Origin of the sequence: Methylobacterium gossipiicola (assembly GCF_900113485.1) — a bacterium.
In the GTDB taxonomy this organism is placed as follows: Bacteria; Pseudomonadota; Alphaproteobacteria; order Rhizobiales; family Beijerinckiaceae; genus Methylobacterium; species Methylobacterium gossipiicola.
This window is the reverse complement of the sequence record NZ_FOPM01000050.1, coordinates 1-8,309: the sequence shown is the minus strand read 5'-3', so window position 1 is coordinate 8,309 and position 8,309 is coordinate 1. Positions and strand designations below refer to the sequence as shown.

The 8,309-nt window shown below is 63.5% G+C and carries 6 protein-coding genes and 1 pseudogene; 6 read left to right on the top strand and 1 reads right to left on the bottom strand.

Annotated features, from left to right (window positions below):
• The coding region (locus BM249_RS20740) for a transposase (protein ID WP_177232480.1) at nt 1-329 on the top strand (329 nt) is incomplete at its 5' end.
• A gap of 229 nt (nt 330-558) precedes the next feature.
• Here the strand turns inward: BM249_RS20740 and BM249_RS20735 are convergent.
• Complete coding sequence (locus BM249_RS20735) at nt 559-2,898, bottom strand: hypothetical protein (RefSeq protein WP_091975499.1); 2,340 nt, start codon at nt 2,896-2,898, stop codon at nt 559-561.
• Nucleotides 2,899-3,187: 289 nt separating this feature from the next.
• Between BM249_RS20735 and BM249_RS20730 the strand changes: the two genes are divergently transcribed.
• From BM249_RS20730 to BM249_RS20710, 5 genes and pseudogenes are all read left to right on the top strand, one after another.
• The gene (locus BM249_RS20730) at nt 3,188-4,195 is read left to right on the top strand and encodes a hypothetical protein (RefSeq protein ID WP_091975497.1); all 1,008 of its coding nucleotides are present in this window, start codon (nt 3,188-3,190) and stop codon (nt 4,193-4,195) included.
• 21 nt (nt 4,196-4,216) lie between these two features.
• Nucleotides 4,217-5,428: an SH3 domain-containing protein gene (locus BM249_RS20725; protein ID WP_091975495.1), complete on the top strand. Its 1,212-nt coding sequence runs from the start codon at nt 4,217-4,219 to the stop codon at nt 5,426-5,428.
• A 49-nt stretch (nt 5,429-5,477) separates the two neighbouring features.
• Nucleotides 5,478-6,365 (top strand): N-acetylmuramoyl-L-alanine amidase, encoded by an 888-nt coding sequence (locus BM249_RS20720; RefSeq protein ID WP_091975494.1) that lies wholly within the window; start codon nt 5,478-5,480, stop codon nt 6,363-6,365.
• Between the two features lie 387 nt (nt 6,366-6,752).
• A pseudogene (locus BM249_RS20715) lies at nt 6,753-8,058 on the top strand (IS256 family transposase).
• Nucleotides 8,033-8,309: transposase (locus tag BM249_RS20710; RefSeq protein ID WP_143103829.1), on the top strand; the 277-nt coding region annotated here is incomplete at its 3' end. The pseudogene BM249_RS20715 and the gene BM249_RS20710, both read left to right, overlap by 26 nt.

Here is an 8,309-nt window from a genome sequence, read left to right as displayed (position 1 = left end):
CAGCCATGGCCCACCACCTCGAAGAGATCTCGGCGACCGTGGCGCCCGGTGCCCACGCCGTGCTCCTCCTCGATCAGGCCGGCTGGCACACCACCAGGAAGCTGCCCGTGCCGGACAACATCACCCTGATGCCCCTCCCGGCCCGCTCGCCCGAACTCAACCCGGTCGAGAACCTCTGGCAGTTCGTGCGGGACAACTGGCTCGGAAACCGCATCTTTCGATCCTATGCCGACATCCTCGACCACTGTTGCGACGCTTGGAACAGGATCATCGCCCAGCCCTGGCGCATCATGTCCATCGGACTGCGCAAATGGGCCCATGCGTGCTGATCAATGAGAGCTGGTATAAGACGTTTGATGAGTGGACACGTACAGAGTCGTCGTGCCGCGTCACGTCGCTACAGCGAGACTCCGCCGCGGCGCATAGCGGTTCGTGTTCTGCTCGTGCCGATCACAAGACATCTGCGAAACGAGAAGCTGGCCAGGAGATGAACGCTGCGCTCGAGCCTTTCTCCTGGTGATGGCCGACGGCAGCTTGCCGCGTCCGAGTTCAGGTCGGTCACTGCTGCCCGCCTTCCAAGCTCCAGCGCATCACCTTCCCTAGTCTGCGGCCCTTCAACCAAACCGCCTTCGTACGATCGAGTGGATGTGGAAGTGCGAGATCGACCAGGTCGTCGTCGTCTAGGAAGGCCGGAATGATCGGGCTTGAGTTGACGGCCCCGATCGCGACCCGCACAATCTCGTCTCTGAGCTGGGCCTCTTCCTTCCAGTTCCGGATCCTACCGTACTGGACGCCTCCTTGCGGATCGCAGGCTCGCGCCGACAGCGTCCATTTCGCGTCAGACGCCTTCACGACATCGCAGACATTGAACACGAACACGTCCCTTAATGTCTCGGCCTGAAACGAAAGACCATTTCCCTGCAACGAGGCCGTCGCGACCTCGACGTGAATGGCAACGGAGCGAGGCAGTCCCCCGATAGGAAGCTCAATGCGCGACTTGACGAGGATTAACTCTGTCCGTCTCACGAGCGCGAAGGGTCTCGCAATCCAATCGGTCCCGAGACCGTGCATGCACGGCGGTGGGGTGGATGATACTTCGTGCCGAGCCGGGACCAGCATCGTCAACTGGAACGCCACGGCGCAGTCCCTAGAGTGCACGAGACTAACGAAAGCGTCCAAGCCCCCCGCAGTGCGGGCGAGGACTGCCGGCTCCAAGTTCTCGGCGAATGTGGGGAGCTTGATCTCCGAGAAGTTTCCAAGTTTGACAGTTGCGACGCCGTCCGGTCCGAATTCAGCTTGCGGGCTCCTGGCCGGTCCGAACCGAAGATACGCGGACTCCTGGTAGAAGTCGCCATTGCTCTCCCCGCGCCGCAACCAAGCGAGCGTGGGCGTGCCGTCGCGCGAGAGCACGAGAGGCGGCGTCACGAAGCTCCGATAGAAGTCGCAGTCGCGCCGTTTGGAACCGGCGGCCTCCCTAGCCTGCTTAGCTCTTGCTGCCAGCGCGTGTCTCGGGAGAATGCAGTTCGGATCTAGGGTCCGGTACGGCTCATACACGACGTTTTTCGCAACCGCGTCGACCTTTAGATGACCGACGCAAGTTGACTGATCGAACGTTGAGCAACCGTGAGTTGTTAATCCGAAAAGATGCAGCTTGTCCAGGTCGAAGCCGGGCTGCCTGCCGTCAATAGGCCCGTGGAACTCGGATATCAGGGCATCCGCCGGCGCGCCGCTCGCCCATTTCGGCTGAAGCTTGGAGAAGTAAGCGTCAGGGCGCGAGGCGGAGCCTTCCAAGTAAGCGAAGTCCGGGCAGACATCACGGCGGAGGACGACGCTGCCAAAGACCTGTCGCCAATCCTGCAGCGTCGCTCGGGCAGGGGCAATCCCATCGAAGTGGACGTCAGTATTGTCGAGCGTTACGCTGGTGCGCTGGGGCCATACAAGCCAATCGGCTCCGGATGCAGCGTGATGGAGGACGGTGGGCGGAAGGGTGATCCTGTTGAATGCACCCGCCGCCTCAAAGCTGGCGCAAAGTCGGCGGCCGCTCGTGCCGAATCCGACCACGTTGACCCGCAATCCCGAACGGCGGACGGAAAAGATATAAAGCGACTTGCGGATGGCTCCATGGTCCCTAATCCATTGAGCGGGAGAATCCGCCACGCGAGTCACGGTGTAGCCCAGCGAGCGGACGGGATATGGGTCGAACTCGAAGAATGTGGACGGAAGCTCTTGCTGCTTGTCGGGTGTCCATGGACGTAGTCGTGCCCACGCTTCGGCGAAGAAGCCCCCGGCCCGTGCTGGTCGCGGTTGGGCCAGATGGAAGCTCTCTGCGCCGCCGAGTCTCACGCCAAGGGTCACCTCCCGGGCGGCGGTCTCGCATCTGGATACTCCAGCCGACGCGTTCGAGCGCGGGCACAGCCGGAAGGCCTGCTCTTGGAGCAGATAATCGCAATCGGCCTGAGTGTAGCCGTAGGTCGCTGCGCCGTGCCGGTAGCAGTAGTCGTGGAACACGCAGGCTTGCCGCATCTGCAGTGAAAGCGGCGCCGTGCTGCTATTGCGGCGAAACACCGAACGCTCGAGGAGGCTTTTCGCCGGTAGACTGCAGTCGAGACCGACGCCCTGCCCCCCGGCGAGCTGGACATCATCGCTAGAAGGTCTGATGGGCACCGCTGTCGGCGGGAATTCATGGTCCGCAGGCCCAATGGCATTTGCCAGGATGGTGTCGGCGAGCGGTCCGGGAAGGATGTAAAGGCCGAGGAAAACAGCTGCGCCAACTAGGGCGCCAATCGTGAAGACCCCGAGGACGAACCATGGAGCACGCCTGGACGCGAGACGTCGGCCGCGCCCCTTCGACCCCACCGAAAGCCCGTCGTGAGAGACCTCTAGGTCAGGCTCTGCCATGGGAACTCACATTCCGCCGAGACTGATGCTATCAGGGGCCGAGAAAATTTAAAACCGGCGAACAACGCAGTTCGATCGATTATCTTGATTTTTCCCGCCATCACCCTTGCCAAATGAACTCGCATCTGATTGCCTTCGTGAGGCATAACCTGCCGATTCGAAAATTCGAGGCACTATGACTTAGAATTTCAGCAGAGCTGACTTTCTTGTCCGTCGGGAGGGCCTAGTGCAGCGGTTCTCGAGTTGGATACGCACAGTATTCAATGGAGAAAACCTGAAGGAGGATGCGATGTTATCGTATTTCCTCAGCACGATCTCCGTCCGGGTACGAAAGGCAAAACTGGATCTCCCCGTAAACGACCCTAAACTGATCGTTGTCGCGGACATTGAAAGCGGTCTGGCCGACCTTGAACGCCGCATCTCGGCCGGACCGAAAGAATCGGAGGATGCTTATTGGACGGCCGCCTACAAGCTGGAGCGCCTCCTCGCCCTGAGCGAACCGGCCGAGAGCCTCTATTCGGAGCTGAAACGCCGGGTGGCGGAGGCGTCGGACGAGAATCTTCCCGCCGCTCCCCGCCTCGCCGGCTTGGCCGAGGCGGCCGGGCTCCTGGCGTTGGACGGTCAACAGCAGCCGCCTACGCTTAGGCCGGGAGGCGAGGCAATCCTGCGACCGCTCCTGCTCGACACGCTGGAGGAGCTGCACTGGGCGTTCCAGCGCAAGTTCTACTCACGCCCGATACGCAGAAGCGCCACGAGCCGCATTGTCTGGATCGGCCTGTTCGCGCTGTTCCTGTTCATCCTGCCTTACGTTCTCATTTACGTCCACGCCGCGCGTGGCGAGATCGACAGGATTGCGAACTGGTCGGGCCTTCCTCTCTACGCCTGCATGACGTCCGGCATCTTCGGGGCGCTGTTCAGCCGTCTCTTGTACTTGCAGATGAACTGGAACGCCCTGAGCATCGGCGGGCTGAAAGATGCCCGAGAGTTTACGTCCATCCTCCTGCGGGCCTGCGTCGGCATGACGGGCGCGGTGGTCGTGTCCTTCTTCCTGCAATCGAACGTGATCGGGGGCGGGCTGTTTCCCGAATTCCGTGAGATCGGGCTCGAACATGCGGTCTATGAAGCCAAGAACAGGGACGGCACGCCCGGCCTCCTCAAGCTGATGCTCATCTATCCGAGCAAGGCGCTGGCGCTCCTGGTCGTCTGGAGCTTCCTGGCCGGCTTTTCGGAGCGCTTGGTGCCGAGCCTCCTTCAGGACACGGAAAGCAAGGTGAAGACCGCGCCTGCAACGATATGACGTACGTTAAGGAGTGGAGGGATGGCAAAAGATTCGCAGAAGGCTCCGAGCCGGCGCGGAGACAATCCGGTCGAACCGCCTTCCCTGGACCTGCCTGTTGGGGTCGAACGGGTTGCGGCGAGCGCCGAGGCCGGCGACGAGGGAGAGGAGGAAGAGGAGAAGGACGACCGAGCGCTGAACGCCTGGAACGATGCGCGTGCTGGCGAGAACGGCGACGCCGATGATGCCGTTAAGGCGGCGGCGCCGGACGACGATGAAACGAAGGCGGACGAAGCGTTGAACGCCTCTTCCGTTCGCCGGATCGAGCCGGCGGAGGAGCTTGCATGTCCGGCCGAACCGTTCGGATCGCCCGCCGAAGCCGGGCTCACGCGCGATGCTGCGCCCGGCGTAGCCTCGGGTGGCCTAGCGGATGCGGTTCCGTTCACCCATCGCACGATCGCCCGCGACGGACTGAACATCCGCTCCGGCCCGGGAACGGACTTCCCGACGATCAGGTCTCTCCCGCTCGGGACGAGAGTCAACGTGCTGAAGCGCGAAGGGGCCTGGGCCCTTCTCGATCTGAACGGCGACGATGCAGCGGACGGCTTCGTCCATGGCAGCTTTCTCAAGGAGGCGACCGGGGCGGGTCCCGGTCCCGCGGTAGCGCCGCCATTGGGCGGGGCGGACCTCCTCGGGCGCGTGACCGCGACGGCCGTGAAGGCAATGTTCCCGATCGCGACGCCTCTGCGGAACATCGAGGCCAATCTTCCGCACGTCCTGCAGGGTCTGCGCGAAGCCGGATTGGCCGACCGGACCATGATCCTGATGGCGCTTGCCACCATCCGGGCCGAAACGGAGAGCTTCCGGCCGATCGACGAGGCAATCAGCTGGTTTAACACGGAGGCCAAACCGTTCGATAAGTACGAAGGGCGCGTCGATCTCGGAAACACCCGGACGGGCGACGGCGCGCGCTTCAAGGGGCGCGGGTATGTGCAACTTACGGGGCGGTCGAACTATACCAGGATCGGCGGCCAGATCGGCATTTCTCTGTCTACTGACCCGCAGCAAGCCAACGATCCGCGGATTGCGGGTCGAATCCTGGCGCAGTTCCTCTTCAACCAGCGCACCCGGATCAGGAACGCTATCCGGGATGGAGACCTCCGGCTGGCTCGCCGGGCCGTGAACGGCGGCAGCCACGGCCTCGACCGCTTCAAGGAGGCGTTCGGCAAAGGATCGTCCTCGCTGCCAACTTGACCTCCCGGCTCTATCTCCCGCATGTCACTCCACGGGGAGTTCTTCCACCATGACCACCCGCTATCCTGGCGCCACCTGGTTGGGACAGACGAAGAACAACTCGGGCCCGTTCAAGCCCGACCAGCCAAAGTTTCTCGTCATGCACTACACCGCCGGCGGCGACGGCCGGGCCAGCGCCGATTTCCTTTTCAGGCCGCACTCGCCCGCATCCAGCGCGCACTTCGTCGTTGACCGCGACGGGAGCGTGTACCAGATCTCCGATCTGAAGCTTATCACTTGGCACGCAGGCAAGAGTGCGTGGCGCGGTCTGACGTTCCTGAATCGCTACTCAATCGGCATCGAATTCGCGAATTTCGGCTATCTCCGGAAGACCCAGGACCCGACCCGCTGGTTGATTGGGGCCACCGAGTATCGGTCCACTTATCGCGACCTCCCAGATGTCTTTACCGACGACGTTGTCGTGTCCGCTCACAAGAATGGCGGCGCGGAGATGGGTTGGGAGCCCTATCCCGCCGCGCAAATCCGCAGCGGCGTCGCGCTCACGGCCTGGATCCTCGGTCAATGCCCCGGCATCCGCGAGATCGTCGGCCACGACGACATTGCCCCTAAACGGAAAAGCGATCCCGGACCCGCATTTCCCATGCAGACTTTCATGAGTGTCCTCCACCCGAACAGCGAAGGAAGCCAGAGCCCGGACGACATTGACGAGGGCGCGAGCCCACCTGCAGTCAACACCGAGTACATTGTCAACGCCGACAAGCTCAATTGCCGGGGAGGGCCGGGGACGAATTTCGAGCTTCTAGATTGGGGACCGCTCCATCGCAGGACGAGCGTGCGTCTCCTTCACGAGAAAGGTGACTGGTCCTTCATCGAGTTCAGGGATCCGGACCCAGCAGTCCGCGGCTGGGTGTTCAGCAGCTATTTGACTCCAGCATGATCCGGGCACACGAAGCTGATCACTGCAGGCCGATCGTCCTCGCGACGCGTCGGAGTTTGTGAAAGCAGCATTACGGTCTCCGTTCGAGGGCGCAGCCGCAGCATGCGCCATCCTCTCAAGGTCGGCCAGATGACGGTCGGCAGCTTCGAGATCGACGCCAACGACCAACGGCCGCTCGCGCCGGGGCAGCTCGTATAGGCTGGATTATCAGCCGGCTTAAGCTTCAGCCAAGCGGACGTACAACGGAGGGAGCCCCAAGGGCGATGTCTGCTCCTTGAGGGCCACTGCTCGAGCTATGCGGGAGATTGGGTGACGACGGTGAGTTGAAGGCGGCGTATCGAGGCGGGTGTCGAGCCTGCCAGAACCTCTCAGCGAGAGCGATACGCCATGGAGACACCTACCAACGTCGTCCGACTTCGTCATCCCGAAGACCTCGACGATCCCCTGACCGAGGTGCTGCGTAGCGGCGCTCGCCGCCTGCTCGCCCAGGCTGTCGAGATGGAGGTGGACGCCTTCCTGAGCGCGATGCAGGACCTGCGACTGCCGGACGGACGGGCCCGGCTGGCGCGGCACGGTCACGGGCCGGAGCGGGCGATCCAGACCGGCATCGGCCCGGTGCCGGTCGCGCGGGTCCGTGTCTGGGATCGCGGTGCGAGCGGGTCGGAGGACCGGGTCCGGTTCACCTCGACCATCCTGCCGAAGTGGGCGCGGCGCACCCCCAGCCTGGATGCGCTGCTGCCGGTCCTGTACCTGCGCGGCATCTCGACCGGCGACTTCCAGGAGGCGCTGGCCGCCCTGCTGGGTCGTGACGCCCCGAACCTGTCGCCGGCCGTCATCGCCCGGCTGACGGCGACGTGGGCGGATGAGTACGCCCGCTGGCAGGGCCGCGATCTCTCCGCGCGCCGCTACGCCTACATCTGGGCTGACGGCGTCTATCTGCAGGCGCGGATGGCCGAGCAGGCCGACTGCATGCTCGTGCTGATCGGGGCGACGCCCGAGGGCAAGAAGGAGCTCGTCGGCTTCCAGGTGGGTGTGCGCGAGAGTGCCCAGAGCTGGCGCGAGCTGCTCATCGACGTGAAGCGGCGCGGGCTGTCGATCGCGCCCGAGATCGCGGTCGGCGACGGCGCTCTCGGCTTCTGGCGGGCGCTGGACGAGGTCTTCCCCGGCACGGCCCATCAACGGTGTTGGGTCCACAAGACGGCCAACGTCCTCGACAAGGTGCCGAAGTCCGTCCAGCCGGCGATGAAGGCGGACCTGCGCGAGATCCACGGTGCGCCGACCCGGGCGGCGGCCGAGGCGGCGCTGGCCGTCTTCGTCGAGAAGTACGGGGCCAAGTACCCTCGGGCCGCCGCCTGCCTGACTAAGGATCGTGACAGGCTGTTGAGCGTTCTACGACTTTCCGGCCGAGCACTGGGACCACCTGCGCAGCTCGAATCCCATCGAGAGCGTGTTCGCTACGGTGCGGCATCGGACCGTGCGGACCAAGGGCGCGCTTTCAGCCACGACCGCCAAGCTGATGGTGTTCAAGCTGGTGATGGCGGCGTCGAAAACCTGGCGCCGGCTGAAGGGCGAAAACCAGTTGCTGAAGGTCGCGGCCGGCGTCATTGGCCTGCTGCCGGTTTCACGGACACCCGATTTAGGTGTGATGATGAAGCCGGAGGTGCTCCATGCAGCGTCGCAAGTTCGGACGTGAGTTCAAGACCGAGGCGGTGCGACTGGTTCGGGAACGCGGTGTCAGTGTCGCGCAGGCCGCGCGCGATCTCGATGTTCACGAGACGATGCTGCACCGATGGGTGAAACAGGCGGCGGCCGATCCGCAGCACGCCTTTCCCGGTCAGGGGCAGATGAAGCCCGAGCAGATCGAGATCGACCGGCTGCGCAAGGAGGTCGCTCGTTTGAAGGCGGAGCGTGATATCCTAAAAAAGGCCGCCGCCTACTTTGCGA